Raw genomic sequence first — 26,062 nt, forward strand, 5'->3', positions numbered from 1 at the left:
TCGCTGGGCTCGTGGGGTCGAAGCCGGGACGAACCGTGCTTTCAAGGTCACAGAGGTCTTCGGCACCAAACCTCTGCTCCTTTAGAGAATGATCACGATTTGGTGAGTAACAATACGTTCAATTCGGACAAATCTTCGATCATTCGAAGACCGAACGGTGTCGCTTCATGTCGATACAAGGCCGAAAGTGGCCGTATCGACAAAGTGATGGTTCTGATCGGCGTGGTGGCTCGCACGCGAAAGGACCGTGCTCCGGCGGAGCACGGTCCTTCGAGGCGGAAAGGGTTCAGCGGGACTGCGGGCCCCGCCGTTGCGGCAGCGACACCACCGCCGCGTCCCCGGGGTCGACCGCCGGAGGCAGGCCCGCGATCTGGGCGAGCAGGTCGCACCAGGAGGCGAGGTGCGCGGCGGTGTCGGGCACCCCGCCCAGGACCTCGCGCGGGGTCCACGACGCCCGGATCTCGATCTGCGACGCGGCCGGCCGCGTCGCCAGCCCGCCGAAGTAGTGCGAGCTCGCCCGCGTCACCGTCCCGCTCGGCTCCCCGTACGACAGCCCCCGGGACTGCAGGGCGCCGGTCAGCCACGACCAGCACACCTCCGGCAGCAGCGGATCGGCGGCCATCTCGGGCTCCAACTCCGCCCGGACCAGGGTCACCAGGCGGAACGTGCCCTGCCAGGCGTCGTGGCCCGCCGGGTCGTGCAGCAGCACCAGCCGGCCGTCGGCCAGGTCCTCGTCGCCCTCGACGACCGCGGCCTCCAGGGCGTACGCGTACGGCGCGAGCCGCTGGGGCGGCTTGGTCGACTCGATCTCGATCTCCGGCCGCAGCCGTGGGGCCTGCAGCGCTTCGACGGCGGAGCGGAACGGCAGCGGTGCCGTCTCCCTCGCATCGCGCTCCCCCTCCTTCGCGTCGTCCATCCCGCCAGCGCCGTCCGACAGTCGTCCCTGAGCCGCAGCCATGCCGGAACATTAAGGGGAACGGGGCCCGGGCGCAGGGCAAGACACCCGTGCGCTGGGTCACGGTCGCATCGCGCTGAGCGAACGCGGGCCGCGCCGACCCGTCGTCCACGGGGCGGGCCGTCGCTGTCAAGCGGGCGTGCGAGACTTTGCCTCGTGAGTGCCAACGCCAGCCCCTCGGGCCACCAGCCGACCGCCACGTACAACTCAGCCTTTCTGAAGGCGTGCAGGCGCGAGCCCGTGCCGCACACACCGGTGTGGTTCATGCGGCAGGCCGGGCGCTCGCTCCCCGAGTACCTGAAGGTGCGCCAGGGCATCGGGATGCTGGAGTCGTGCATGCGGCCCGAGCTGGTCACGGAGATCACCCTCCAGCCGGTCCGTCGGCACCGCGTGGACGCGGCGATCTACTTCAGCGACATCGTCGTCCCGCTCAAGGCCATCGGCATCGACCTCGACATCAAGCCCGGCGTCGGACCGGTCGTCGAGAAGCCGATCCGCAGCCGCGCCGACCTCGCCCAGCTGCGCGACCTGACCCCCGAGGACGTCTCCTACGTCACCGAGGCCATCGGGCTGCTCACCGCCGAACTCGGGGAGACCCCCCTCATCGGTTTCGCGGGGGCCCCGTTCACCCTCGCCAGCTACCTCGTCGAGGGCGGCCCGTCCCGCACGTACGAGAACGCCAAGGCGATGATGTACGGCGACCCCGAGCTCTGGGCCGACCTGCTGGACCGTCTCGCCGAGATCACGTCCGCGTTCCTCAAGGTGCAGATCGAGGCGGGCGCCTCCGCCGTCCAGCTCTTCGACTCCTGGGCCGGAGCGCTGGCCCCGGCGGACTACCGCCGCTCGGTGCTGCCCGCCTCCGCGAAGGTCTTCCGGGCCGTCGAGTCCTACGGCGTCCCCCGCATCCACTTCGGCGTCGGCACCGGCGAGTTGCTGGGCCTCATGGGCGAGGCCGGCGCGGACGTCGTCGGCGTCGACTGGCGGGTCCCGCTCGACGAGGCCGCCCGCCGCGTCGGCCCCGGCAAGGCGCTCCAGGGCAACCTCGACCCGACCGTCCTGTTCGCCGGTACGGAGGCCGTCGAGGCCAAGACCCGCGAGGTCCTCGACACCGCCGCCGGCCTGGAGGGCCACGTCTTCAACCTCGGCCACGGCGTCATGCCCAGCACCGACCCGGACGCCCTGACCCGCCTCGTGGAGTACGTCCACACGCGGACGGCCCGCTAGAAGTTCGATGAAGATCTTGGTGAGGGTTGTCCGGCCGCCAGGCCGGACAACCCCTGTGGTCATGTAGTGGCCGGTGCGATGTGCCAGGTGCCACTGGTGTGGGTGAGTCCGAGGTTGATCAGTCGGCGGAGGTTGAGGGCGGCGGCTCGGGTGTGGAGCCAGGTGTCGTTCTTGATGGTGCCGCGGTAGCGCAGGCGCCGGTTGCCGTGGTGGACGAGCCAGGCGACGGCGCGTTCGACCGGGGGCCGCCAGCGGCGGTAGTCGGCCTGCCAGCCGGGGTCGGTGGCGGCCTGGCGGCGAGCGGCTGTCTGGAGGTTGTGGTGGGGCCGGATGGTCAGGATGCGTCCGGCCCTGGCTTTGGTGTGCACCGCTCGCGCAGGTGGCATCCGGCGCATAGGTCCCCGAAAGAGGCTTTGCGTTGGTGGTGCTGCCCGCCGGGGTCGGACAGGGCGACGGTGTGTCCGGCCGGGCAGGTCACGACGGCCGTTTCGGTGTCGATGGCGAAGTCGTCGAGGGTGAAGCCGCCGGGGACGGCAGGCCGCAGCGGGGCGGGTTTGAGGAACAGCTGGTGCCCGGCCTCGTGGAGGGTCTGGCGGACATCGCCGGTGGAGTAGGCGGTGTCGCCGAAGACGTCCAGCGGGTTGTCCTCGTCGGCAAGCAGGTCCAGACCGACGGCGGCCTCGTGGTGTTCGGCTCCGGAGCCGGGCCGCAGGGCGACCGCGGTGTATAAGCCGGTCTCGGGCTCGATGGCCAGGTGGGCCTTGAAGCCGTCCTGCTGGTGGCTGCGCGTCTTGTGGACGTGCCGGGCTTCTGGATCGGTGGTGGAGACCATCCGGTTGGGGGCGGTGCCCCGGGTGATGCGCCAGCGTCCGTCGCGGCCGTCGGAGTCCTCGGCGGGCTCGACGTCCTGGCCGGCGACCAGGGCCAGAATGCCCACCGCGTTCGCGGCTTTCTCCGAGAGTTGCTGTTCGGGCAGGTGGCCCAGCAGCCGCAGCGCGTCTGTGACCAGGGCGTCGACCAGTTCGGCGCGGGCCTGCTCGTCGTTCCAGGCGATGCGGGGCTTGCCGGGGTCGGTGTAGTCGTGCGCGGTGCACTGGGCAGCGGCGACTGCGTCGGCGCCGGGGACCTCGCGGATCACCGCGCGGACGGCGGCGATGATCTGGGTGACGGTGTCCTGGGTGGCGACCGCGTCGTCCAGCACGGTGGAGTCCAGTGCCCGGCGGTGCTTGCCCTTGAGGACGCCGGTGGCTTTCACGACCTCGCGCACGGCGTCGAAGATCCGGTTCGGGCGGGCGGAGCGGGACAGCCGGCGGCGGAAGTAGGCCAGCAGCGACGGGTCGAATGCCATGTCGTGAAGTCCCAGGCCGCATGCGGCCTTCCAGCGCAGGTCGCACCGCAGTTCCTGGACCGTCTCGAAGTCCGACAGCCCGTGCAGGGCCTGCAAGGTGATCGCGGCGGCCAGGATTTGTGGCGGCATGCTCGGCCGTCCGTTCACCGACGGGTACATGTCCGCGAACATCTCAGCCGGGAACAACTCGCCGCGATGCTCGGCCAGGAACGCGAACACGCTCCCGGCCGGGATCAGATCCCGGCAGGTTTCCCACACGTCCGGCCCGACGGTCTCGCCGACCCACTCGCCCATCGCCACAAGACGAGTCTGGCCCTGCCGCTGACGCGGCAGGGCCAAAACCCAAGATCTTCATGAGCCTTCTAGGGCGTGTTTCGGAAGTCCCTTCTGCTCTGCGACGCCCGGCACGCTCCCCCGGTCTCGGCTGGCGCTCGACCGGGAGGTACCCCCACCGCCGCACCGGACGAAAGGCCAAGTACACCCAGTACGAGGCCTTTCGTCCGGCGCGCCGAGAGCACGCACCGGACGCCGCAGAGCCGCCCTTCGGGCGACGAAGGGACTTCCGAAACACGCCCTAGGCGATCACCCCTCGCGCCCGGGCCTCACCAGCCCGGCCGCGCCCGTCTGCCGAAGAGCAGGCCGCGTGGCTCGGGCGGGGGTGGGGTGCCGGGGCGCAGGGGCCAGGCGAGGAGCATGCCGGCGACGAAACCGACCAGGTGGGCCGCGTAGGCCACCGTGCCGATGTCGGAGACGCTCTCGCCGGACGAGTACACGGCCTGGAGCACGAACCAGGAGCCCAGCACCAGCCACGCGGGCAGTCTCAGCGGCAGGAAGACCAGGAACGGGACGAGGACCCAGACCCTGGCCTTCGGGTAGAGGACGAGATAGGCGCCTAGGACCCCCGCGATCGCACCTGAGGCGCCGATCAAGGGCTCACCGGAGTCGGCGTTGAGGAGGGCGTAGCCGTACGACGCCGCGTACCCGCAGGCCACGTAGAACAGGGCGAACCGTATGTGGCCCAGCCGGTCCTCGATGTTGTTGCCGAAGATCAGCAGGAACAGCATGTTGCCCAGCAGGTGCAGCCAGCCGCCGTGCAGGAACAGCGCGGTGAGGACGGACAGCGCGGGCGACTTGTCGTAGCCCGGCGGGCCGAGCGCGCAGCCGCCCGACGGGGCGAGCTCGCCGGTGGGCACCAGCCGCGGCAGCTGATGGCGGATCAACTCCTGGGGTATCGCCGCGTACTGCTCCAGGAACGCCTGCGTATGGCACAGCCGGGCCACTTCGCTGTCGCCCGGCACGGAGCCGGCGAGACCCGGCATGAAGACGAAGACGAAGACGTTCGCGGCGATCAGGGCGTAGGTCACATAGGGCGTGCGGCCCGCGGGGTTCACGTCATGGACGGGGATGACCACACCGGACTTGTGCCCCGGATATGCGGCCGGAATCAGCATCTCGGGGGTGGTGCGGGCCGGGCGTGGGATCGGTGTCGGCGCCGGTGAACATGCGGGGCGGGTGGTGCGTATGACTTCTCAACCGCGGATCTACGTATCTACGTGAGGAACAGGCGATGAACGACCGAGTTACTCCGCCGATGCACGCCACCCCCGATGGTGAGGCCGAGATCTCGTTGGTGGTGCGGCTGCCCTGGGAAGACGTGGCCGCGCTCGGCCAGGAGGCCGGGCGGCTGGCCGCGCGGATGCAGCGGCCGGTGACGCTGGACGAGGCCGTGAGCCACCGGTTGCGGTCGGCCCGGCCGGCGGCGCACGCGAAGCCGGCCGCGGCCGCGGCGGCGCAGACGACGCCGGCTGCGGTGACCTCCGCTGTGACGTCGGCGGCGTCGGTGTCCTCGTTGCCCTCGCGTCCGCCGGCGGATCAGGCTCGGCAGGCCATAGATCGGATCACCGGTACGTCGGCCATGTGACGGGGTGGGAGGACGGGGATCGCCGTAGGGGTGCTGTGCGTTGCCGGGTGCGGGCTCGTCGTGGCTGGTCGCGCCCACGCGGCGGAGCCGCATATCGAAACAGCCCCGCGCCCCTCAAAGGCCTGGGGCTCGGCCCCTGATGCCAGGCGCCCATATCGCGGGGCAGTCCCTCATCAGGAGGCACCCTTCCGCACCGCCGCCGTCGCCTTTCTCGCCGCTACCAGGATCGGGTCCCAGACCGGGGAGAAGGGCGGCGCGTAGCCGAGGTCCAGGGCGGTCATCTGTTCCACCGTCATGCCCGCGGTGAGGGCCACCGCCGCGATGTCGACGCGCTTGCCCGCGCCCTCCCGGCCGACGATCTGGACGCCCAGGAGACGGCCGGTGCGGCGTTCTGCGAGCATCTTCACCGTCATGGGGGCGGCGCCGGGGTAGTAGCCCGCGCGGCTCGTGGACTCGACGGTGACGCTGACGTACCGGAGGCCGGCCCGGTCGGCGTCCTTCTCCCGCAGGCCGGTGCGGGCGATCTCCAGGTCGCAGACCTTGCTGACGGCGGTGCCGACGACACCGGGGAACGTGGCGTAGTCGCCGCCGACGTTGGCGCCGATGATCTGGCCGTGCTTGTTGGCGTGGGTGCCGAGCGGAATGTGCCGCTCGCGGCCCGAGACCAGGTCCAGGACCTCCACGCAGTCGCCGCCGGCCCAGATGTTCGCGTGGCCCCGCACGCGCAGGGCGAGATCGGTGAGCAGCCCGCCGTGGTCGCCCAGGGGCAGTCCTGCCGCCTTCGCCAGGGTCGTCTCGGGGCGTACGCCGATGCCCAGCACCACCACGTCGGCCGGGTGCTCGGCGTCCTCGGTGGCGACCGCGCGGACGCGGCCGTCGTCGTCGGTGCGCAGGGCGGTGACCTCGGCGTCGTCGACCATGGTGATGCCCAGGCCCTCCATGGCCTTGTGCACCAGGCGGCCCATGTCCGGGTCCAGGGTGGACATCGGCTCCTTGCCGCGGTTGACGACCGTGACCTCGTACCCCCGGTTGATGAGCGCCTCGGCCATCTCCACGCCGATGTATCCCGCGCCGACGACCACCGCGCGACGGCCCTCGGTGGCGGTGAGCGTGTCCAGCAGGGCCTGACCGTCGTCCAGGGTCTGCACCCCGTGCACCCCGGTCGCGTCGACGCCGGGCAGGTCGGGGCGGATCGGACGGGCGCCGGTCGCGATGACGAGCTTGTCGTACGCGGTCCAGGTCTCGGTGCCCGCGTCGAGGTCCCGCGCCCGCACGCGGGAGCCCTCGACATCGATCTCCACGACCTCCGTACGCATCCGCAGGTCGATGTCCCGGGCCCGGTGCTCCTCGGGCGAGCGCGCGATGAGCCGGTCGCGGTCGGGGACGTCGCCGCCCACCCAGTAGGGGATGCCGCACGCCGAGTAGGAGGTGAAGTGGCCCCGTTCGAACGCCACGATCTCCAGGGCGTCGGGGCCCTTCAGCCGGCGGGCCTGCGACGCGGCGGACATGCCCGCCGCGTCGCCTCCGACGACCACCAGGCGTTCCCTCGAACGTTCTTCAGTGCGGCTCGTGTTCATGGGAACAACGCTACGGGGGTCCCGCGTCCGGGGCCCGCGTCACTCCCGCTCCTGCCGCTCCTCCTCGTCCGGCGCGGAGGCCGGGAGCGAGGCGGCCGCGCCAGTCGTGGCCACCGCCGGCGCGGGCCGGCGGGAACGGGAGAGGCGGTACCACACGAGCAGCAGGAGCGCCGCGGCCACCGCGAAGGGCAGGACGGCGGCCAGCGCCAGGCCCAGCCAGCGGAAGACGGCGACGAACGCGTTCCACCCGCCGGCCAGGGCGTCCGCGAAGCCGGGGTCGTCGACGGCGGCCTTCTTCACCGCGGTCTCGGACAGGGAGAGCGTGATCGTGGCCAGGCTGGTGCGGTCCTTCAGGGACTTCTGCTGGGCCAGCAGGGACTCCAGGTCGGCCTGACGGGTGCTCAGCTCGCCCTCCAGCGTGACCACGTCGCCGAGTTTGGTCGCCTTGTCCATCAGTTCGCGGATCCGGGTCACACTCGCCCGCTGCGTCTTGATGCGGCTCTCCACGTCGACGACCTGGTCGGTGACGTCCTCGGCGTTCGTCTTCCGCTCGATCAGCTTGCCGGTGCCCTCCAGTTCGGTGAGGACCTCCTCGTACTTCTCGGCGGGCACCCTCAGGACGACCCTGGTGCGCTCGCGGTCCTTGCCGTCCCGGGTCGTGGACTCGCTGCCGACGAACCCACCCGCGCCCTCGACGGCGGTGCGGGCCTCGTCCAGGGCCTTCGGCACGTCCTTGACCCGCACGGTCAGGGTGGCGGTACGGATGATGTGGCTCGGGCTGACGTTCGGTACCTCGGAGCCCTTGCCCTTGCCGGTGTAGTCGCTGCTGCCGCTCTGCTCGGAGAGGGCACCCTCCTGGCGGGCCGCGCCGTCGTCGGCCGCGGACTTGGCCTGGCCGCTCGTGGCGTCACCGCGGTCGCCGGAGCAGCCCGTCACTGCCAGGGCGGCGGCGAGGAACAAAGCCGCCAGGGCCGCCGCGGGCCGCCGGGAACGTCGTCCGTGTGCCTCTGCCATTGATCCGTGCGTCTCTGCCATTGAGATGTGCCCCCGAGGGTCGAGAAATCGCCTGTCTGCCTTGCTGACGGTCCTTTGACGCCGGAGCGGGCCGGAACGTTGGGCATGGGTCGTCGCGAAGCGGTCACAGTCGGGACTCGGCGGGGCCACGGCCGAGCCCTCGGTGGGCGGGACCGGCGCCATGGCTGTCGGTGACGTCTGAGAGGGTGGGAGCATGAGCGGATCACGTACGGACGTCGGGCGCGACGCCGGGCACGTCGTCGTCATCGGGGCGGGGATCGCGGGGCTGGCCGCCGCGCACGGGCTGCTGGACCGGGGCGCGAGAGTGACCGTCCTGGAGGCCTCGGACCGGGTCGGCGGCAAGCTGCTGCCGGGCGAGATCGCGGGCGCCCGCGTCGACTTCGGCGCCGAGTCGATCCTGGCACGCCGGCCCGAGGCGGTCGCCCTCGCCCGGGAGGTCGGCCTCGCCGGCCGGCTCCAGCCGCCCGCCACCGCCACCGCCTCCCTGTGGACCCGGGGCGCCCTGCGCCCCATGCCCAAGGGGCACGTCATGGGCGTCCCCGGCACCGCGTCCGCCCTGTCCGGGGTCCTCTCCGAGGAGGGCCTGGCGCGCGTCGAGCGCGACGCCGACCTGCCGCGCACGGAGATCGGCGACGACGTGGCGGTGGGGGAGTACGTGGCCGCCCGCCTCGGCCGCGAGGTCGTCGACCGCCTCGTGGAGCCGCTGCTCGGCGGGGTCTACGCGGGCGACGCGTACCGCATCTCGATGCGTTCGGCCGTCCCGCAGCTCTTCGAGGCCGCGCGGACCCACACCTCCCTCACCGAGGCCGTCCGGGGCATCCAGGAGCGGGCGGCCGCCGCCCGGCAGACCGGCCCGGTCTTCATGGGCATCGAGGGCGGCGTGGGGCAACTGCCGCTCGCGGTCGCCGAGTCGGTACGGGCCCGCGGCGCCGAGATCCTCACCCACGCCCCCGTCACGGAACTGCGCCGGCGGTCCTCGGGCGGCTGGCGCGTCGTCGCCGGAGGCGGCCCGGGCACGGAAGGCGCCGCGGACTCCGACGCCCGTGTCCTGCACGCCGACGCCGTCGTCGTGGCCGTCCCCGCGCCGGTCGCCGCCGGTCTGCTGCGCGCCGAGGCGCCCGAGGCCGCCACCGAGCTCGGAGCCGTCGAGTACGCCTCGATGGCCCTGGTCACCCTCGCCTACCGCCGCGCCGACGTCACCCTCCCCGAGGGCAGCGGCTTCCTGGTGCCGCCGGTCGACGGTCGCACCATCAAGGCGTCCACCTTCGCCTCCCAGAAGTGGGGCTGGATCGCCGACGAGAACCCGGACCTGCTGGTCCTGCGCACCTCGGTCGGTAGGTACGGCGAGACGGCGATCCTGGAGCACGACGACGCCCACCTGGTGGAGGTGTCGAGAACCGACCTGCGCGAGGCCACCGGCCTGACCGCCGCCCCCCTGGAGACCCGCGTCACCCGCTGGGACGACGGCCTGCCGCAGTACCCGGTCGGCCACCACGCGCGCGTGGCCCGCCTCCGCGAGCACCTCGGCAAGCTGCCCGGCCTCGCGGTCTGCGGCGCGGCGTACGACGGCGTCGGCATCCCGGCGTGCGTCGCGAGCGCCGCCGCCGCGGTCGACCGGATCCACGGTGACCTGCGGGCCGTGCGGCACCTCACGGCCCACCCGGTGCAGAGCCTGCACGGCGGAGCGGGAGAATGAGACCCATGAGCGACGACGCCCCCACCACCGAGTCCGGCCGGATCCCGAACAAGGGCAAGCTGGCCAAGGACCTCAACGAGGTCATCCGTTACACGCTGTGGTCCGTCTTCAAGCTGAAGGACGTGCTGCCGGAGGACCGCGCCGGTTACGCCGACGAGGTCCAGGAGCTGTTCGACCAGCTCGCCGCCAAGGACGTGACCATTCGCGGTACGTACGACGTGTCGGGTCTGCGCGCCGACGCCGACGTCATGATCTGGTGGCACGCCGAGACCAGCGACCAGCTCCAGGAGGCGTACAACCTCTTCCGCCGCACCCGGCTGGGCCGCGCGCTCACCCCGGTGTGGTCGAACATGGCGCTGCACCGCCCCGCCGAGTTCAACCGCTCGCACATTCCGGCGTTCCTCGCCGACGAGACGCCCCGCGACTACGTCAGCGTCTACCCCTTCGTGCGCTCCTACGACTGGTACCTGCTGCCCGACGAGGACCGCCGCCGGATGCTCGCCGACCACGGCAAGATGGCCCGCGGCTACCCCGACGTCCGGGCCAACACGGTCGCCTCGTTCTCGCTCGGCGACTACGAGTGGATCCTCGCCTTCGAGGCCGACGAGCTGTACCGCATCGTCGACCTGATGCGGCACCTGCGTGCCTCGGAGGCCCGGATGCACGTCCGCGAGGAGGTCCCGTTCTACACCGGCCGCCGCAAGTCGGTGGCGGAACTGGTCGCGGGCCTCGCGTAGCCCGGCCTCGTGCAGAAGACCGGCCTCGCGTAGACCGTCTCCCGCGCCCCTGCTCGTTCTCAGGGGCGCGGGGAACCGCGCGATCAGCCTCTGAGGGCCCGCAGCTCCGGGACGGCCGCTCCGCCCCGCACGGCTCTCGGCTCCTGTTCGGGCCGCGCGGCGCACGCCGCCCTCCGCTCCGGCAGCCGCCCCCGCAGCAGGTACGCCTCCAGGTACCGGTTGACGCAGGTGTTGGACCCGCCCGCGACGCCGTGGTTGCCCGCGTCCCGCTCGGTCACCAGCACCGCGCCCCACAGCCGCCGGTGCAGCTCGATCGCCCCGTCGTACGGCGCGGCGGCGTCCCGCTCGGCCGCCAGGATCAGCGTCGGCGGCAGCTCCCCGGGCCCGGTCCGTACGTTGAGCGGCTGCTGCCGGGGGCCCTCCCAGTAGGCGCACGGAAGGTTCGTCCACACGTTGTCCCAGGTCTCGAAGGGCGCGGTCCGCGCGAGCCGGGTGTTGTCGCGGTCCCAGTCCTTCCACCGCGTCGGCCAGGGCGCGTCGTTGCACTCCACGGCCGTGTAGACGGCCTTCGTGTTCTCCTGCTCGGCGGCGGCCTCCGGGTACGGACCGGCGATCTGGATCAGCGGCTTCGGGTCGCCCTTCAGATACGCGGAGAGCGCCAGGGCACGCTGCGGCCAGTGGTCGTCGTAGTACGCGGCCTGGAGGAACGCGCCCTGCAACTGGCCCGGACCCACCGTGCCGCCGGCGGGCCGGGCGGCCAGCCGCGCCGACGCCCGCTCGTAGCTGCGCAGCACCTTCCGGGGGGTGTCGCCCAGCCCGTAGACCCGGTGGTGCTTGGCCACCCAGGCCCGGAAGTCCGCCCAGCGCCCCTCGAACGCGGCCGACTGGTCGAGGTTGTTGCGGTACCAGATCTGCTCGGGGGCCGGGTTCACGGCCGAGTCGAAGACCATCCGGCGGACGTGCGAGGGGAACAGGGAGGCGTACAGGGCCCCGAAGTACGTCCCGTACGACGCCCCCATGAACGTCAGGCGTGGCTCGCCCAGCGCGGCGCGCAGGACGTCCAGGTCACGGGCGTTGTTGAGGGAGTGGTAGTGCCGCAGCGCGCTCCCGCCCCGCCGCGCGCAGCCTCGCGCGTACGCCTTGGCACGCGCGACGCGTTCCTTCTTGTACGACTCCGAGGGGTGCGTCGGCGCCGGTGCGGGCCCGCGGTGCAGGTGCTTCGGGTCCTGGCAGGACAGCGGTGCCGAGCGGCCGACCCCGCGCGGGGCGTAGCCGACGAGGTCGTACGCGGCGCCGATGCGCTTCCAGTCCGGGAGGTGGCCGATCAGCGGGAAGAACATCCCGGAGGCGCCGGGCCCGCCCGGGTTGAACACGAGCGCTCCCTGCCGGGCGACCTTCCTCCCCTTGGCGTCCTTCCCCCGGGCCTCGATCCGGCTGACGGTCAGTGAGATCTGCCGTCCGTCGGGCTGTGCGTAGTCGAGCGGCACCTTGACCGTCCCGCACCGCACGATGGTCGGCAGCCCCTCCGCCGCCGGGCACTTCCCGAACCGGATGCCCTCGTCCGCGGCCCGCTCGGCCGCGACGGCGACCGCGTCCGCCGCCGTCCGGGTCATGTCCCCCTCGGCGGGCGCGGCGCCGAGGCCACTCAGCACCACCGCCCCGGCAGTCCCGTAGAGCACGGCAGCCCGCATGGCGAATCCCTCCGAAGCACGACAGCGACAAAGGGATGTTTGGCGTTAAATAGGGTGAATGTAAAGGACTGTCGGGGAGTGTCGGCGTCGTTATTGCCATTGCCATTGCCATTGCCGTCGCTGCTCGAAGGCTGCCCGCAGTTCCGGGGACCCGACCGCCCCCACACCCCAGACGGCCACGGAGACGAGATCCGCCAGGTTTCCGCCGCCCCGGCCCGCGACGGTCCGTAACACCCGCGCCCCCTCCGGCGTCGCCCAGCGCGTGCCCGGCTGCCTCTCGACCCGCGCGATGACCAGACAGCTGAGCGTCAGCACCAGCGGCAGCGCGAACCACAGCGCGACCAGCACGCGGTGCTCATCGAGCCCCTGTGCGGGCAGCAGCAGCGCCAGCGCCCCGAGTCCGCACACGCCCAGCGCGGCGGCCCGTACCTGGGTGACCGCGTCGGCCACGCTCGTGCGCGCGGCGTCGGGCACGGCCAGCCCCGCCGCGACGAGCCGGTCGGAGAGGCGGCGTACGGAGTCCGCGGCCGCGGCGGTCCGTCGTACGGGCGCTATCCGGGCCTGCCCGCCGGGGCCTATCGCGCCGAGGACAGAGCGCTCCAGGTCGTCCCGTCCGTCCGGGTCCACGACCGTCACCCAGCCGGTGTGGGCGAGCAGGAGTCTGCGGTGGCCGGCCATGGAGACCAGGGTGAGGTCGGCGACGCGGGCCGGCCCGCCGGACAGGAACGCCGCCTCGTACAGGGTGAGCCGGTGGCAGTGGTGGGCGTGGTCGGCGCTGACGTCGGACTCGGCCGCCGCCGCGCGCATCGAGGTCAGACAGAGTCGGGCACAGGACACGCCGGCGGCGGCCCAGGCCGGCAGGAGGAAGAGGACCCAGAGCATGGCGAGTTTCTATGCGCCGGCCCCGGGCCGCACCCCGCGATGTCCGCAATCCGCAAGGAAGACGCCCGCTCTCTTACGTTTGTTCGCGGCCACGGCCCGCAATTGCCAGGACCGGGCGGCGGCGGGCGGCTGGATCGGCGGGAGCGGTGCCGGGGCTCCCGCCTGGCTCAGCCGTCGTCCACCGGGCCGTTGGCGGCCGGGGCAGGCTGTAGGTCGGCGACGGGTCCGGCCGGGACGGGGTGGGCGAGGGGTCACCGGGACGGGGAGCCGGGTCGGTCGACGGAGTGGGGGCGTGCAGGAGTCGGTGAGGGGCGGGGCGCTCGCGGACGCGGCGTCGCGGGCGATCGCGTCGTAGTCGACGAGCCCGGTGGCCTCCAGGACCCTGATGTGGTCGAGGACGGTGGTGTTGGCGTCGTCGGCGAGGTCACGGACCAGCGAGTTGCGGGTGGTGGCCCGGACCTGGGCGACCACGGAGAAGACCTTGCCGTGCGCCAGCCGCAGGATGTTGGCGAACTCGCGGTCGTAGGTCTCGCCCTGCGCCGCCGTCAGCGTCTCCAGCCACTGCTTCTGCTGGTCGCTCGGCTGGTTGGGCAGGGGCACGGCGAGGCGCTCGGCGACATTGCGGACCCGCGCGTCGAGGAAGGTGTGGCCCTCGACGAGATGCTCACCGGCGGTGCGTACGGCCTGGGTGCCGCCCTTGGTCTGGGCCTGCTGTCCGGCCGGCAGCTCCCACAGCCCCGCCAGTCTGACCTTGGTGATGAAGTCCCGGTCCAGGGCGGACAACGGGCCGTACTGCGTCGTCACGGTGGACGCGTTGAGCACGCTGACGCCGGTCCCGGAGCGGTCCGCGTACGACCAGATCGGGAAGAGCAACGCGACGAGCGTCGCCGTCAGTCCGGCGACGATGAGTCCTGTGCCACTGAACAGTCCTCCTCTGCCGTTGGTGGTTCGCATGGTGCCTCCTGCTCGCGGCACCGCACGCTAGTGCGCAACGGGTGCTGATCGGCCTACACACCGGCATGTTACTGCCCGGTCCACGCCAACTGCCGTATGAGGAGGAAGGGCTGAGGAGGGGACAAAGCGCGCTTGATGGGGTACGCGAAGGGGTGGATGAATCATGCCGAACGCGGCGCACGGGACGGTGAACCCGTGCCGGGGGCACGGGTCTGTTATTCGCAGCACATTCGGGGTCGAACACCCCGGCTCATCGGCGTAGCAGCACCCTGCGGGTCGCGCGGGCCAGCCGGGCCGTCGGCCGCTGGGAGAGCGGTGTGGGGCCCGAGCGCTCCAGCCACCAGCGACGCACCTCGCGCAGCACGTCCGCGTCGTCGGGGCGGCCCGTGAGCAGCACGTGCTCGGCGAAGGAGAGGGCGTCCCGCCGATAGCCTTCGGTCATCGGGTGGCCCTGCGCGTACCCGACGAAGGTCGACCGGTACGACGATCCGAGAATCTCCGGGAGCTCCGGTGCCACCTTCGCCACCACGTCCGCCCGCTTGGCCGCGAGGGCCCGCGCCTGGACGCCCAGCCGCACCCGGTCGAACCCCTCGGGCACCGGGGTCCCGGCGACCAGCGCGGACAGCAGCGCCGCCTGCGCGAGCCCGAGCCGCTGCCGGGCGGCGGGCTCGGCCTCGGTGACGGGCGTGGTCCCGGTGACGGGCTCGGTCTCGGCGGCGGGCTCGGTCTCCGTGCCCGCCTCCGCCCCGAGCGCGCCCGACTTCCGCCCGGGGCCGCGTACGTCGGCCTTCTCCAGCACCCCCCGGATCGCCCTCAGCTCGCGCTCCAGCTCGCCCGGCTCGGGGAAGTTGTCGTCGCGCTCCAGGAGTACGCCCGGCGGGGACACCCGGGAGGCGAGGTCGGCGAGGATGTCGAGGACCTGCTGCGGGACGGGGTGGGCGTGGCTGTCGTGCCAGACCCCGTCGCGCTCGAAGCCGCCCGCGACATGGACGTACGCGATGGCCTCGACCGGCAGCTCGTCGAGCGCCTTCGCGGGGTCCTCGCCCCGGTTGACGTGGTTGGTGTGCAGGTTCGCCACGTCGATGAGGAGCCGGACGCCGGTGCGGTCGACGAGGTCGTACAGGAACTGCCCCTCGGTCATCTCCTCGCCCGGCCAGTTGATGAGCGCCGCGATGTTCTCCAGCGCGAGCGGCACCGGCAGTGCGTCCTGGGCGATCCGGACGTTCTCGCACAGCACGTCCAGGGCGTCCCGGGTGCGCGGCACCGGCAGCAGGTGTCCGGCCTCCAGCAGCGGCGACGCGGTGAGGGCGCCGCCCGCCCGGACGAAGGCGACGTGCTCGGTGACGAGGGGGGCGCCCAGCGCCTCCGCGCGCTCGGCGAGGGAGCGCAGGCGCTGCTCGTCAGGGCGGGCGGCGCCGCCCAGACCGAGGGAGACACCGTGCGGCACGACCGTGACGCCCCGCTCGCGCAGGCGCAGCAACGATTCGGCGATGTGGCCGGGACAGACGTTCTCGGCGACGACCTCGACCCAGTCGACACCGCCGTCCGTACCGGCCATGCGCTCCACGGCGTCGGCGATCTCCGGCCGCCAGCCGATCCCCGTCCCCAACTGTGCGATCTGCTCCATCGTCCCCGTCCCCTCCTCGGTCACGTCGGCCACGGCTGCACCAGGACCCTGTGTGTCTCCTTACGGCGGACCTGTGTTCCGGCGTGACGGAGTCATGGCCCCGTCAGCCGGGGCCGAACCCCGTGGAGGGGACCTTCAGAGCAACATTTGAGCTTTCTACTGGACCTGCGGCTGACCCTGGTCCTTGTTGATCTCCTCCGGGTCCGGACGTCCGGTGGGGACGTTCCCGGACTCGAAGGGCGACGGCTTCGACTGCAGGTCCGGGTTGGTGGACGGCACCGCCGGGGGCGCGGCGGGCGGCACCCGGCCGGGGACGGGCGGCGGCGGGCCAGTGGGGCTCGCGGTACCGCTGACGGAGTTGTCGGCGATCGTCGCGAAGTCGACCTCACCGGTCTTCTCCAGGACCGTGATGTGGTCCAGCACGGTCTGGTTGGCGTCGGAGGCCAGCTGGCGGATCAGCGTGTTGCGGGTGGAGTTCCGCACGGAGGCGATCGCCGGGAAGATCTTGCCGTGGGCGGCCCGCAACAGGTTCGCCCAGGTCTTGTTGTACTCGGCCTCGGTCTTGCTGGCGGTCATCTGGTCCAGCCAGCCCTGCTGCTCCGCCGTCGGCTGGTTGGGCAGCTCGACGCCCAGCTTCGCCGCGATGACCCGCGACCGCTTGTCGAGGTCGGTGTGGCCCACGATCAGGTGGTCGGCGGCCTCCCTGACGGACTGGCTGCCGCTGCGCTCCAGCGCCTGCTGCCCGGCGGGCAGCTCCCACAGGCCCGCCAGCCGCACCCGGATGAGCAGGTCGCGGTCGGAGGGGGTGAGCGGCCCCCACTGCGTGGTCACCGTGTCACCGGTGAGCGCGGCCGCGGCTGTCGCGTTGCGGTTGGGGTACGAGTAGAAGATGGGGTAGGCGACCGCGGTGAGCGTGCCGGCGATCGCCAGGGCGACGAGGACAGAGCCCTTGGAGCGTCGCAAATGAGCCTCCCGGAGGAAACCAACTGATCGTTGGGGACTGAACTGTTGCTTGGGCGCGGATGGTGACCGCTGGGATATCGCTGGTACCGCTGCGGCTCACGCTGATACCGCTGTGACTGTCCGGTCCCGGGCCGCTGCCCGGGGGCGGGGCCGGGGCGGCGTCAGATCGTGCCGTTGGCGATCGCGTCGAAGTCGACCTGGCCGGTCTTCTCCAGCACCGTGATGTGGTCGAGCACGGTCTGGTTGGTGTCCGAGGCCAGCTGGCGCACCAGGGTGTTCTCGGTCTGGTTCCGGATCGCTCCGATGGCCGGGAAGATCTTGCCGTGCGCGGAGCGCAGCAGGTTGGCCCAGACCCGGTCGAACTGGTCGTCGGTCGCGTTGTCCATCTGCGCGAGGAAGGCCTGCTGCTGCTCGTTCGGCACGTTCGGCAGCTCGACGCCCATCTGGGAGGCCACGGCCCGCACCCGCTCGTCGAGGTCCTTGTGACCCACGATCAGGTGGTCGGCGGCCTCCTTGACCTCCGGGCTCTTCGACCGCGCCATCGCCTTCTCGGCGGCGGGCAGCTCCCACAGGCCGGCCAGCCGGACACGGATGATCAGGTCCCGGTCGGCGGCCGTCAGCGGCCCCCACTGGGTGTTCACCGTGCTGGCGGCCATGTTGGCCTGGGCGGTGCCCGAGCGGTCGGCGTAGGACCATACGGGGAACGCGAGCGCGCCGACGGTGACGACGAGAGCCAGGCTGGCGATGAGCGAGCCGTTGAGACGCCGCAAAGTGATCCTCCCGGGTGATGCCAACTGGTCGTTGGAGCAGATGCTTGGCCAGTACCGGGAAGTACGTGCGGGGTGCCGGTGTTGTTCAACGACCTTTGAACCGGCTGAGGACGGGTGGGGCGGAGGGCCCGGACGCAACGGGCGCCGGGCGGTGCCCCATCGGCTGGGCGAGGCTCCCCAGGGCGGCCCCCTCCGCCGCGCACCGGCCGGCGATGCTGTCGGTCAGTGCACCGAACCTCTCGGCATCCCCGTCCCGGGCGGCGGCGAACAGCCCCTGGAAATCGGCGGCCAGCCGGGTGTCGCCCGCCCGTAGGGCGAGCTGTACCGCTTCGTAGAGCCGGCTGTTGGCCTCGGCCGGGGTCAGGGAGTCCGCGGCTCCGAGGAACGCGTCGAACTTTCGGCAGGCCGCCGCCGAGGATGCGTTCCCGGCACCGGCACCAGCACCAGCAGCACCGGCATCGGCGTCGGACGTCTGGCCGAGGGGGCCGACGATGAGCGCGAATGCCACGACGGCGGCCGTCGGGACACAGGCCAGGGCGATGGTGAGCCGCCGGTCGAGCTGGGGGGCCGATGGCCCGGACGGTGCGGTGCGTTCGGGTGGTACGAGGAGCAGCGGCGCGCCGGGGGGACGTTCGTCCAGGAGGCGGGTGACGAAGCGGGAGACCGCCGCGCCCGCGAGCGCGCAGAGGAACCCGCCGGCCAGGATCCGCAGCAGGGTGTCGCGGATCAGGGGGAGCGGAAGGTCCAGTGCGCACCGGCCCGGAACCATGGCGAGCGCGTCGGCACAGCCGGCCAGGACGACCCCGCTGAAGAACACCGCCGTCAGCAGGCAGCCGGTCAGGAAGGCGGTCAGCAGGGCGAACGGAAGCACCGGCCGGTGGTGGCGGCGTACTCGGACCGTCACGGCGGCGGCGATCCCCTGGAACAGCATCGCGGCGCCGATCTGCCAGTACGTGAACGCGAGCAGGAAACCGTCCTGCCCGCGCACCGCCTGGCTCACGCTCTCACGCAGCAGCACCCGTTCCAGGAGCTGGAACCACGCGAACGCGGCGGCTGTCGCGGTGCTGGTCAGCAGGACGTGCCGAGCCCAGCCGGTGTCGTACGAAGGCCGGCGGCGCCACGACGCGGCGACCGGGAAGAGCCACACCGCGACCAGCGCCATGACGAGCGGGGTCCACTGGGTGAACCGGAGCGTCAACGGGTGTTCCACGAGGGCCCACAGCCAGTAGGGACCCACCGGTGCCGAGGCGTCGGCCAGGGCGTACAACTCCCGGGCGGAGTCGTGGACGGGCCCCAGTGCCTCACCGGCGTCGTACAGCAGCATCCATCCGCTCAGGAGCACCGCGAACGGAAGCGCGGCGGCGAGCAGCCCGGCCTGCCAGGCCCGTGCGGACGGGGGCTCCCCGGCGGCGTGCCAGAGCGCCGCCGACCTGGCGATCCACGCCGACAGCGCCACCAGCAGCGCGCACAGCGCGAGGGACCACAGCACTGCCGCCGCTCCCGGGACAGGGGGTCGATCCGTCAGGACGATGCCGCTCTGGGGCGCGAGCGGCACGCCCACGACGAGCCCCAGACCGAGGCCCAGTGCCGGCAGGAGGACCGCCCGGGTGCCACCGCCGAACAGGGCGGCCCGCCAGACACCCAGTCCGATCACGGCGAGGGCGGCGGGCGCACACAGCAGCACGATCGTCCAGCGCGCGTCGAGGGCGTCGAGCCGGTTGAACATGAGCCACAGAAGGGTGAGCAGTCCGCTCGCGGCGACCGAGACCGCCGACCCCGCGGTGAAGCACTCGGTGAAGCGGAGCCGGAACAACTCCCGCGGCCGGGTGATCTCGGCGGCCCGTGAGGCTGCCGGCGGATGCACGGCCAGTGGCCCGAGGCGCCACCGGGACACGGGTCGGCCGCGCTCGGTACCGAGCACGTCCAGCAGCCCTGGTCCCGCGCCCCAGGCGGCGGCCCGCACATCGGCGCCGTACTCACGCATCCGCAGCACGGATGCGCAGGTCACCCAGACGAGGGCCACCAGCACCAGGGAACGCCAGGTGACGGCCAGGACGCTGTGGGCCGGTGTGGCGATCAGCGCGACGGCGAGCGGCAGCAGTCCGGCGGGGACGAAGGCCAGGGCCAGGGCGACGGTGAGGCAGGTGACGTCGACGTCCTTGTTCCGCAGGTGCGCCAGTTCGTGCAGGACGACGGCGCGGGCACGCTGCGGGGCGAGGCCGAAGGCGGTCATCGTGCCCTGGGCCAGCGCCACGCGGTACCGGCCACTCCGGCCGAAGGTGTACGCGTCCGTCTTGCGGTCCTTCAGGTCGCTGACCCAGAACTCCGGAGGCCGGGACAGGCCCGCCTCCCGGCACAGGGAGTGCAGCAGCGCCAGCAGCGGGGCGTGGTCGGGGTCGTGAGGTGACAGTGGCTCCAACCGCCTGCGACGGGTCAGGTACCAGGGCAGCAGGAGGTAGATCGCCGTCGCCGTCGACGCCAGCAGCAGGATCCCGCCGAGCACCCACCACGCCTTCTCCCGCTCGTACGGGGCGATGCAGCCCAGGAAGCCCTGGGTGTACGCGAGGGCGTCCCTCGCGGGTGGCTGACCCTGCGGGCCCGCCGCGCACCGCTGGTAGACGGCTACGGCCCGGTCGGCGTCGGGCGAGACGGTGAAGTAGAGCAGGTTGTGGATGAAGGCCGTCGTCCCCAGCAGAGCGGTGACGACCAGCGCGAAGCGGAATTTGGCGCCGCTGGGCAGCGCGAACGGGTCGGGCGGGGCGGACGACACCGGGGACTCCGGCACATCACCGGCGCACGCGGGCCGCGCCCGCGAGGGCGTCCGCCAGCAACCGGGCCCGACTCTCTTCGACTTCGGCCCTCAGCGCGGTGCGGTACGCCTCCTCGCGCAGCCACTCCACCTGCTCGGGTGTCAGCGCGTTGTCCGTCTCGGTGTCGGCGTCACCGCCGCCCCGTCCGAACAGGCCGCCGAGCCAGGTCCGTACGGCGGTGCCGCTGCCGTCGGCGAGGTTCGCGGCGAAGGCTCCGATGAACGAGGAGAGCGCGCCCTGCACCATCGCGAGGGCGAACGGAGTGAGCAGGACGACGACCTCGGTGGCGCCGGCGCCCAGCATCCGCTCCTGCGATCCGCCGCCGTCGCCCGCCGCCGCTTTCAGCGTTCCGGCTGGGTCCCGGAAATAGGCCCGGCTGTTGATTCCGAAGACGACCATCTCCTGTGGCGCGACTTCGGAAACCACGATCCGGGTCACTTCACGCACCAGGTCTTCATCCACCGCTGTGGACCGACCATGCATGGCTTTGCCCCCTGTTTTCGTGAATGCGGACTAACTGATCTGGCGCAGGTAACTCACGCCGTCCAGTAGGAGAGACTCGAATGCGTGGCCGTATTCGTTTCCGATGTCCGGTCGCTCGACGTACCAGCTCTCGTAGACGATCGGCCCTCCGGGGACGTACAGGGTCATCCGTGACTCCTCCACGACCGCCGGCCCGTCCAGCACTTGGCCGTTGTTGTACAGCAGGCTCACGGTGCCGTCGTCGAAGAAGGCGATCTTGTCGACCCGGGCGGAGCCCTGTCCGTCCCCGTCCCACTCGCCCACCAGTTCCGCGGGCACGTGCCCGGTGACGGATTCTTCCTCGGGCGGTAATTCGTCCGTCTCTTCCTCGGACGGGATTTCGACCGTGGGCTCCACAGACTCGATGAGCGATGATCCCGCGTCGTCGTCCCCGGAATCACCGCCGGCCGGAGTGCCGCCACCGCATCCGCTGAGCAGAAGTGCAAGCAGAAGTGCGAGCAGCAGAGCGAGCGGTGCCGGAATCGCCGAGATTCGGTGAAAGGAAATCTTGATGACGCCCCCCGATACGTCAGGCCCGATGCGGGTGGAATGCTGACGATGCCCGGTTTCTATTCCACTCGGGGTGACGCTCACACCTCATCGACCAAAGCAGGCGGAATACGTTCGGCTGCTTTCGTTCGGTACAGGTGTGTGATCTGAAAGTCGTGTAATCGGGGCGGAGGTGGGTCGGGAACGCAACGCGGTGTGGTCCGCGACCACCGTGCAGGAGCCCGGGGCCACCTCCGTGAAGCCCGCGTCGCGTACGACGGGGAGGCCGGCGGTGGTGAGGGTGTCCCAGTGGGCGGGCGCGGCGGTGCGGACGGCGAGGGGGAAGCCCGCGTCACGCCAGGCGGTGCGGGCCGCCTCGTCCAGGTCCCACCACGCGAGCTGCGCGCCGTGGCCCGCCTGGGCCATCGCCTTGCCCGCCGACATCGTCACCTCGGGGTTGAGCCACAGCACCGGGGCCGTGGGCTCGGGGCCGGCCGGCGGCTCCGGGTCGTCGAGGTCCGTGCCGGAGACCTGGAGGCGGGCCAGGTCCTTGGGCCAGCCGTCGAGCGGGACCGGCGGGAAGACGCGCACCTCGGCCGACTTGCCCGTCACCGTGATCCCCGGCAGCGCCTCGGCCCGCCGCCACTCCGCGCCACGCGCCCGCCGGACCACCTTGCGGATCCGGGCGTCCTGCCAGCTCCGCATCGCCTCGGCCCACTCCCCGTCGCCCAGCGATCGAGCGTCGCTCAACATCACCAGCACCGCCCGCGCCGCCGTCTCCAACGCGTCCGTACGCGCCGGGGGCGAGGCCTTCTCGATGTGCGCGACCAGCGGCAGCACGAACTGCGGCGCCTCGTCGCGGGAGGTCCGCTCGTCCCGGAAGGGGCTGTCCGGTCTGGGGCTGTCCTGAGGGGTGTCACTGGTGGTCACCCGCCCAGTCTGCCAGGCGGACTTCCTGTTCCCGCGCCCCTGCTCGCTCGCCTGTACGGGGACGTGTACGAGGATGGGGGCATGGAACGTGAGTTACTGCTGAGGCTGGAGGGAGTCGGCCGACGGTACGGCTTCCGCGGCGACTGGGTCCTGCGCGGCCTCCACCTGGAGATCGCCGCCGGCGCGCTGATCCGGGTGGAGGGCGCGAACGGCACCGGGAAGTCGACACTGCTCCGGGTCCTCGCCGGGCTCGACGCCCCCACCGAGGGCCGGGTGACGGGGCGCCCCAGCGCGGCGTACGTCCCCGAGCGCTTCCCCGCCGCCCTGCCGTTCACCGCCGTCGAGTACCTCACCCACCTCGGTGCCGTGCACGGCCTGGACCGCCCCTCCGCCGCCCGCGCCGCCCACGCTTGGCTGGAGCGCTTCGGGGCCGCCGAGTACGCCCGTACGCCGATGGCGGAGCTCTCCAAGGGCAGCAGCCAGAAGGTCGCCGTGGCCCAGGCGCTGCTCGCCGAACCGGAGTTGCTCGTCCTCGACGAGGCGTGGACCGGCCTGGACTCCGACGCGCGCGAGGAGTTGGAGCGGGTGGTGGTGGAGCGGACCGCCGCCGGTGCCGCGGTGGTCTTCGTCGACCACGACCCCCGGCGGCTGGCCGGGGCGCCGGACGCGACGTACGCGGTGGTGGGAGGGGCGCTCGAACCCCGGGTCCCGCTGGGCGCCGCCCCCTCGGTCTCCGTGGTCGTCGAGGGACGAGGCCCGGCGGACGCACAAGTCCCGGAGGCCGTGGGGAAAATGGCGTCAGCCGTCGAGGAACTGGTCCACGGTACGCACCGGTTCACGGTCCCGCAGGCCGGATCCGACGAGCTGCTGCGGGCGTTGCTGGACGCCCGACCGCCGTGGCACGTGGTGAGCGTGACGCCGAAACCCGCACCCCTGCCCGAACCGCGACCGGAAGCGGCGCCGGATCCCGAACTGGAAAGCTCCTGATGACCGCCCTCCTCCGCTACCAGGCGGCCCTCCTCGTCCGCTCCCAGCGCTGGCTGCCGCCCGTCATCCTGTACGCGGCGTTCCTCGCCATCGGCGTGCAGCGCGGGCAGCCCGTGCTCGACTCGCTCGGATACACGGCCGCCGCGCTGCTGCCGGTATCCGCCTGGCTGATGCGGATCTGCGTCACCAACGAGCCGCCCGCGGCCCGCAGTTGTACCGGTGCGGCGGCCGGTCCGGGGCGCGCGCACCTGGCCTGTGTCCTGGTCGCGTTCTCGGCGGCCGCGCTCCTCGGGACGGCGGCCACGGTCCTCGTCACGTTCATCAGCGCCCCCACGAGCACGGACCACCAGACGCGGGTCGAGGCGCTCCCGGCGGGCGGCGCGGGCCTCCTGGCCGCCCTCGTCTGCGCTCTCCTCGGCACGGCGGTCGGCGCGCTCACGAACTGGCCGCTGCTGCGTTCACCGGGCCGGGCCGTCCCCGCGCTCCTGCTCGGCGCACTGCTCGCGCTGGTGATGGCCGGCTCCCCGGCGAGGGCGGCGGTCACGGCCCTGGTCGACGGCTCGCGGCACGCGACGATCCCGGTCCCCGTGCTGCCGCTGCTCGCGGCCGGGCTCCTCACGGCGGCCGCGACCGCCGTCGCCTGCGCCCTGACCAGACGCCGCTCAGCCTGAACAGGCGATCCGCTCTGCCTCTCGCCTCCCCCAATTCTCGACTTCGCTCGAACCGGGGGGACCCCCATCACACCGGGCACAGGGTGATCCCCTTGTGGGACTCCGGGTACTCGGTGGGCTTTCGGCACAGGACGCACTCGGCGAGGGCGCCGCTGTAGTCGTGGTCGCTCATGCGTCCAGCGTAGAGCGGCCTCGCCCGGACCCGAACAGACCTGTGCGGGCCTACGCTGGCCCGCTCAGGGCGCCGCCACCGCCTTCGCCGCCGTCGTCCCCACCAGCTCCGACACCTTCACGAACCGGAATCCGCGCTCCCGCAGCGCCGGCACGATCTTCCGTACGGCCCGCTCCGTGACCGGCGCGGCACTGCGCGTGCAGTGCATGACCACGACGGACCCCGGCCGCACCCGGTCCAGCACCTCCCGCACCACCTCGTCCGCGTCCGTCGCGAACGCGTCGCCGCTCGCCACGTCCCACTGCACCGCCGTCACGCCGGACGCGCTGAGCCTGCGCAGCGCGCGGCTGTCGTAGCAGCCGCCGGGGAACCGGAAGTAGGGCATCGGATCCCGGACCCCGGCCTCACGGAACACCCGGTACGCCCGCTCCAGGTCCGCCCGCATGCGCGCGGGTGCCATGGTCGGCAGGCCGTAGCAGTTCTCCGTGAAGGCGTGATGGCTGTACGAGTGGTTCGCGACCTCGAACAGGGGGTCCCGCCCGATGGACCGCGCCTGGATCGGGTACTCCTCGACCCACCGCCCCGTCATGAACAGCGTGGCCGGGACCTTCAGCTGACGCAGCGCGGCGATCAGCTCCGGATTGTCGAACCGTTCGCCCGCGGCGGCCCGCTCGCCCTGATCCGCGGTCATGTCCGCGTCGAAGGTGAGCGCAACTGTCTTGTCGGTTCGGCTGCGCAGACCGTGCTCGAACACCGGCGTCAGCCCTGCCGGACCCGGCGCGAGCGTCGGCGGCCGGGACGCCGTCGCCGCCGAGGGGCTGGCGGTGGCGTTGACGATGCGCGTCGAGGCGTGCGGGGTGCCGCAGGCGGCGAGGGCGGCACCGAGCACGCCGAGTGCGTAGAGCGCGGTGATGCTACGTACGGGACTGATCACCGCACGAAAGTACGGCGATGGGGTCAGCGGACAGTCGGTTTAACTGCCCAACGCGGGGGAGTCCGCACCGAAGTCACCCGCCTGGGCGATGAAGGGGGCCCAGGCGGCGGCGGAGAGGGTCAGCGCGGGGCCCGCGGGCCGCGTGGAGTCCCGGACGCGGACGGCGGAGGGGAGGGGGGCGACTTCCACGCAGTCGTCGCCCTGGGCGCTGCTGTAGCTGCTCTTGGTCCAGTGCGGTTCAGCGGTGCTCATAGCTCTCCTCGCATTCTCTTCAACAGGCCCACGGAGTCCTGCGGGGAGAGGGCCTGCGAACGCAGTCTGGCATAGCGCAGGGAGAGCTTGGCCACCTCCTTCCTGTCGGTGATCAGGCGCCCGCTCTCCTGACCCTCGGAGTACGCGTACCGCTGTGCGTCAGGGGTTTCGAGAAGGCGGATGGGGCCGGCCAGACAGGCGTGGTGCTCGGTGCGCGCAGGCATGATCTGAAGGGTGACGTTGCGCAACGCGCTTGCCGCCAGCAGGTGGTCGAGCAGTTCGGCACAGACGTCCGTGCCGCCGAGGCGACGCATGAGCACGGCCTCCTCGACGACGAAGTCGAACGTGGTCCTGGGCTCGTCGCGAAACAGTGTCTGCCGCGCCATGCGCGCTGTGACGCGGGCCTCCAACTCGTCGTCGGGCAACGGCGGTACATCCTCGTCGCACAGCGCCCGCACGTACGACTCCGGCTGCAACAAGCCCGGGACGAGACGGCACTCGTACGTGCATAGGCTCACCGCGTGCCGCTCCAACTGGGCCCAGCGGCGGAACCACGACGCCAGCCCCGGTTGTCGCGAGACATGCTTCGCCGCCCTCAGCAACGCGCCCGTGTTGCCCAGCACACGATCCGCCCGCTGCACGAACACCTCATCCGCCATCCGCCTGCCCAGTTCGATGGAGGCGACCGTGTGCACGCTGAAGCTCACCAGCGGAGCGAACTGCTCCCGCGTGAAGCCGTGATGCTCGCGCAGCGCCTGCACGAACGCCCCGAACGTCTTCAGGCTGTCGGACGGGTCCGGCTCCCAGTCGACACCCATGTTCGGCCACCTCCAGATGAGTCGGATCTCCCCACGATCAACTCACCCAGAGTCACGAACGGTTACGCGTACTGTCCATCGAACAGGCGTGTACGGC

At 72.1% G+C, this 26,062-nt stretch carries 23 protein-coding genes and 2 pseudogenes; 6 read left to right on the top strand and 19 right to left on the bottom strand.

Annotation, left to right across the window (positions count from 1 at the left end; all coding sequences use genetic code 11):
* Positions 1-286 precede the first annotated feature (286 nt).
* Positions 287-958 carry a DUF3000 domain-containing protein gene (locus tag E4N62_RS07710; RefSeq protein WP_230213111.1) on the bottom strand — a complete coding sequence of 224 codons (672 nt, stop codon included), beginning with the start codon at positions 956-958 and terminating at the stop codon, positions 287-289.
* Between the two features lie 153 nt (positions 959-1,111).
* Between E4N62_RS07710 and hemE the strand changes: the two genes are divergently transcribed.
* Positions 1,112-2,179 carry a uroporphyrinogen decarboxylase gene (gene hemE / locus E4N62_RS07715; RefSeq protein WP_230213113.1) on the top strand — a complete coding sequence of 356 codons (1,068 nt, stop codon included), beginning with the start codon at positions 1,112-1,114 and terminating at the stop codon, positions 2,177-2,179.
* 59 nt (positions 2,180-2,238) lie between these two features.
* On the opposite strand, the pseudogene E4N62_RS07720 reads toward hemE, so the two are convergent.
* Together E4N62_RS07720 and E4N62_RS07725 are read right to left on the bottom strand one after the other, a co-directional pair.
* Positions 2,239-3,821: pseudogene (locus tag E4N62_RS07720) on the bottom strand (IS1182 family transposase).
* A gap of 308 nt (positions 3,822-4,129) precedes the next feature.
* Positions 4,130-4,939, bottom strand: a complete 810-nt coding sequence (locus tag E4N62_RS07725; RefSeq protein WP_230214058.1) for a rhomboid family intramembrane serine protease — start codon at positions 4,937-4,939, stop codon at positions 4,130-4,132.
* A 155-nt stretch (positions 4,940-5,094) separates the two neighbouring features.
* Between E4N62_RS07725 and E4N62_RS07730 the strand changes: the two genes are divergently transcribed.
* On the top strand, positions 5,095-5,448 hold the full coding sequence (locus E4N62_RS07730) for a hypothetical protein (protein WP_230213115.1): 354 nt from the start codon (positions 5,095-5,097) through the stop codon (positions 5,446-5,448).
* A gap of 173 nt (positions 5,449-5,621) precedes the next feature.
* On the opposite strand, the gene E4N62_RS07735 is transcribed toward E4N62_RS07730, so the two are convergent.
* Positions 5,622-7,025 (bottom strand): FAD-dependent oxidoreductase, encoded by a 1,404-nt coding sequence (locus tag E4N62_RS07735; protein ID WP_230213117.1) that lies wholly within the window; start codon positions 7,023-7,025, stop codon positions 5,622-5,624.
* A gap of 39 nt (positions 7,026-7,064) precedes the next feature.
* The gene (locus E4N62_RS07740; RefSeq protein ID WP_230213119.1) at positions 7,065-8,039 is read right to left on the bottom strand and encodes a DUF4349 domain-containing protein; all 975 of its coding nucleotides are present in this window, start codon (positions 8,037-8,039) and stop codon (positions 7,065-7,067) included.
* Positions 8,040-8,253: 214 nt separating this feature from the next.
* Here E4N62_RS07740 and hemG point away from each other — a divergent pair, with 214 nt between their 5' ends.
* Both hemG and hemQ read left to right on the top strand, forming a co-directional pair.
* Entirely contained in the window at positions 8,254-9,756 is a 1,503-nt protein-coding gene (gene hemG / locus E4N62_RS07745; protein ID WP_230213121.1) for a protoporphyrinogen oxidase, read from the top strand.
* A 5-nt stretch (positions 9,757-9,761) separates the two neighbouring features.
* Positions 9,762-10,493 carry a hydrogen peroxide-dependent heme synthase gene (gene hemQ, locus E4N62_RS07750; RefSeq protein WP_230213123.1) on the top strand — a complete coding sequence of 244 codons (732 nt, stop codon included), beginning with the start codon at positions 9,762-9,764 and terminating at the stop codon, positions 10,491-10,493.
* An 83-nt stretch (positions 10,494-10,576) separates the two neighbouring features.
* Here hemQ and E4N62_RS07755 read toward each other — a convergent pair whose 3' ends face one another.
* The 10 genes from E4N62_RS07755 to E4N62_RS07800 all read right to left on the bottom strand — a co-directional run bounded on the left by E4N62_RS07755 (position 10,577) and on the right by E4N62_RS07800 (position 22,131).
* Positions 10,577-12,184, bottom strand: coding sequence for an alpha/beta hydrolase (locus E4N62_RS07755; protein WP_230213125.1), 1,608 nt, complete (start codon positions 12,182-12,184; stop codon positions 10,577-10,579).
* A gap of 90 nt (positions 12,185-12,274) precedes the next feature.
* Positions 12,275-13,066, bottom strand: coding sequence for a TIGR04222 domain-containing membrane protein (locus E4N62_RS07760; RefSeq protein ID WP_230213128.1), 792 nt, complete (start codon positions 13,064-13,066; stop codon positions 12,275-12,277).
* A 9-nt stretch (positions 13,067-13,075) separates the two neighbouring features.
* On the bottom strand, positions 13,076-14,020 hold the full coding sequence (locus E4N62_RS07765; RefSeq protein WP_308184878.1) for a DUF4142 domain-containing protein: 945 nt from the start codon (positions 14,018-14,020) through the stop codon (positions 13,076-13,078).
* A 250-nt stretch (positions 14,021-14,270) separates the two neighbouring features.
* A complete protein-coding gene (locus tag E4N62_RS07770) occupies positions 14,271-15,647 on the bottom strand; it encodes a DUF692 domain-containing protein (protein WP_230214059.1) in 1,377 nt (458 codons plus the stop codon).
* A gap of 156 nt (positions 15,648-15,803) precedes the next feature.
* On the bottom strand, positions 15,804-16,610 hold the full coding sequence (locus E4N62_RS07775; protein WP_230213130.1) for a DUF4142 domain-containing protein: 807 nt from the start codon (positions 16,608-16,610) through the stop codon (positions 15,804-15,806).
* A gap of 161 nt (positions 16,611-16,771) precedes the next feature.
* Positions 16,772-17,380, bottom strand: a complete 609-nt coding sequence (locus E4N62_RS07780; protein WP_230213132.1) for a DUF4142 domain-containing protein — start codon at positions 17,378-17,380, stop codon at positions 16,772-16,774.
* 85 nt (positions 17,381-17,465) lie between these two features.
* On the bottom strand, positions 17,466-20,150 hold the full coding sequence (locus tag E4N62_RS07785) for a M48 family metalloprotease (protein WP_230213134.1): 2,685 nt from the start codon (positions 20,148-20,150) through the stop codon (positions 17,466-17,468).
* Between the two features lie 16 nt (positions 20,151-20,166).
* Positions 20,167-20,589, bottom strand: coding sequence for a hypothetical protein (locus tag E4N62_RS07790; protein WP_230213137.1), 423 nt, complete (start codon positions 20,587-20,589; stop codon positions 20,167-20,169).
* A gap of 114 nt (positions 20,590-20,703) precedes the next feature.
* Positions 20,704-21,306 carry a hypothetical protein gene (locus tag E4N62_RS07795; RefSeq protein ID WP_230213139.1) on the bottom strand — a complete coding sequence of 201 codons (603 nt, stop codon included), beginning with the start codon at positions 21,304-21,306 and terminating at the stop codon, positions 20,704-20,706.
* A gap of 3 nt (positions 21,307-21,309) precedes the next feature.
* Positions 21,310-22,131 (bottom strand): peptidyl-tRNA hydrolase, encoded by an 822-nt coding sequence (locus E4N62_RS07800; protein WP_230213141.1) that lies wholly within the window; start codon positions 22,129-22,131, stop codon positions 21,310-21,312.
* Positions 22,132-22,212: 81 nt separating this feature from the next.
* On the opposite strand from E4N62_RS07800, the gene E4N62_RS07805 reads away from it, so the two are divergent.
* The gene (locus E4N62_RS07805) at positions 22,213-23,118 is read left to right on the top strand and encodes an ATP-binding cassette domain-containing protein (protein ID WP_230213144.1); all 906 of its coding nucleotides are present in this window, start codon (positions 22,213-22,215) and stop codon (positions 23,116-23,118) included.
* Positions 23,118-23,789 carry an ABC transporter gene (locus E4N62_RS07810; protein WP_230213147.1) on the top strand — a complete coding sequence of 224 codons (672 nt, stop codon included), beginning with the start codon at positions 23,118-23,120 and terminating at the stop codon, positions 23,787-23,789. Before E4N62_RS07805 ends, E4N62_RS07810 begins: the two co-directional genes overlap by 1 nt.
* On the opposite strand, the pseudogene E4N62_RS49305 reads toward E4N62_RS07810, so the two are convergent.
* From E4N62_RS49305 to E4N62_RS07825, 4 genes and pseudogenes are all read right to left on the bottom strand, one after another.
* Positions 23,781-23,961 (bottom strand): annotated as a pseudogene (locus E4N62_RS49305) (hypothetical protein). The gene E4N62_RS07810 and the pseudogene E4N62_RS49305 sit on opposite strands and share 9 nt — an antisense overlap.
* A gap of 64 nt (positions 23,962-24,025) precedes the next feature.
* Positions 24,026-24,895 carry a polysaccharide deacetylase family protein gene (locus E4N62_RS07815; RefSeq protein ID WP_230213149.1) on the bottom strand — a complete coding sequence of 290 codons (870 nt, stop codon included), beginning with the start codon at positions 24,893-24,895 and terminating at the stop codon, positions 24,026-24,028.
* A 39-nt stretch (positions 24,896-24,934) separates the two neighbouring features.
* Positions 24,935-25,147, bottom strand: coding sequence for a DUF397 domain-containing protein (locus E4N62_RS07820; RefSeq protein WP_230213151.1), 213 nt, complete (start codon positions 25,145-25,147; stop codon positions 24,935-24,937).
* Positions 25,144-25,965, bottom strand: coding sequence for a helix-turn-helix transcriptional regulator (locus E4N62_RS07825; RefSeq protein ID WP_230213154.1), 822 nt, complete (start codon positions 25,963-25,965; stop codon positions 25,144-25,146). The genes E4N62_RS07820 and E4N62_RS07825 overlap by 4 nt, the downstream gene beginning before the upstream one ends.
* Between the last annotated feature and the right edge of the window lie 97 nt (positions 25,966-26,062).

Source organism: Streptomyces sp. MNU76 (assembly GCF_020982545.1).
Lineage (GTDB): Bacteria > Actinomycetota > Actinomycetes > Streptomycetales > Streptomycetaceae > Streptomyces.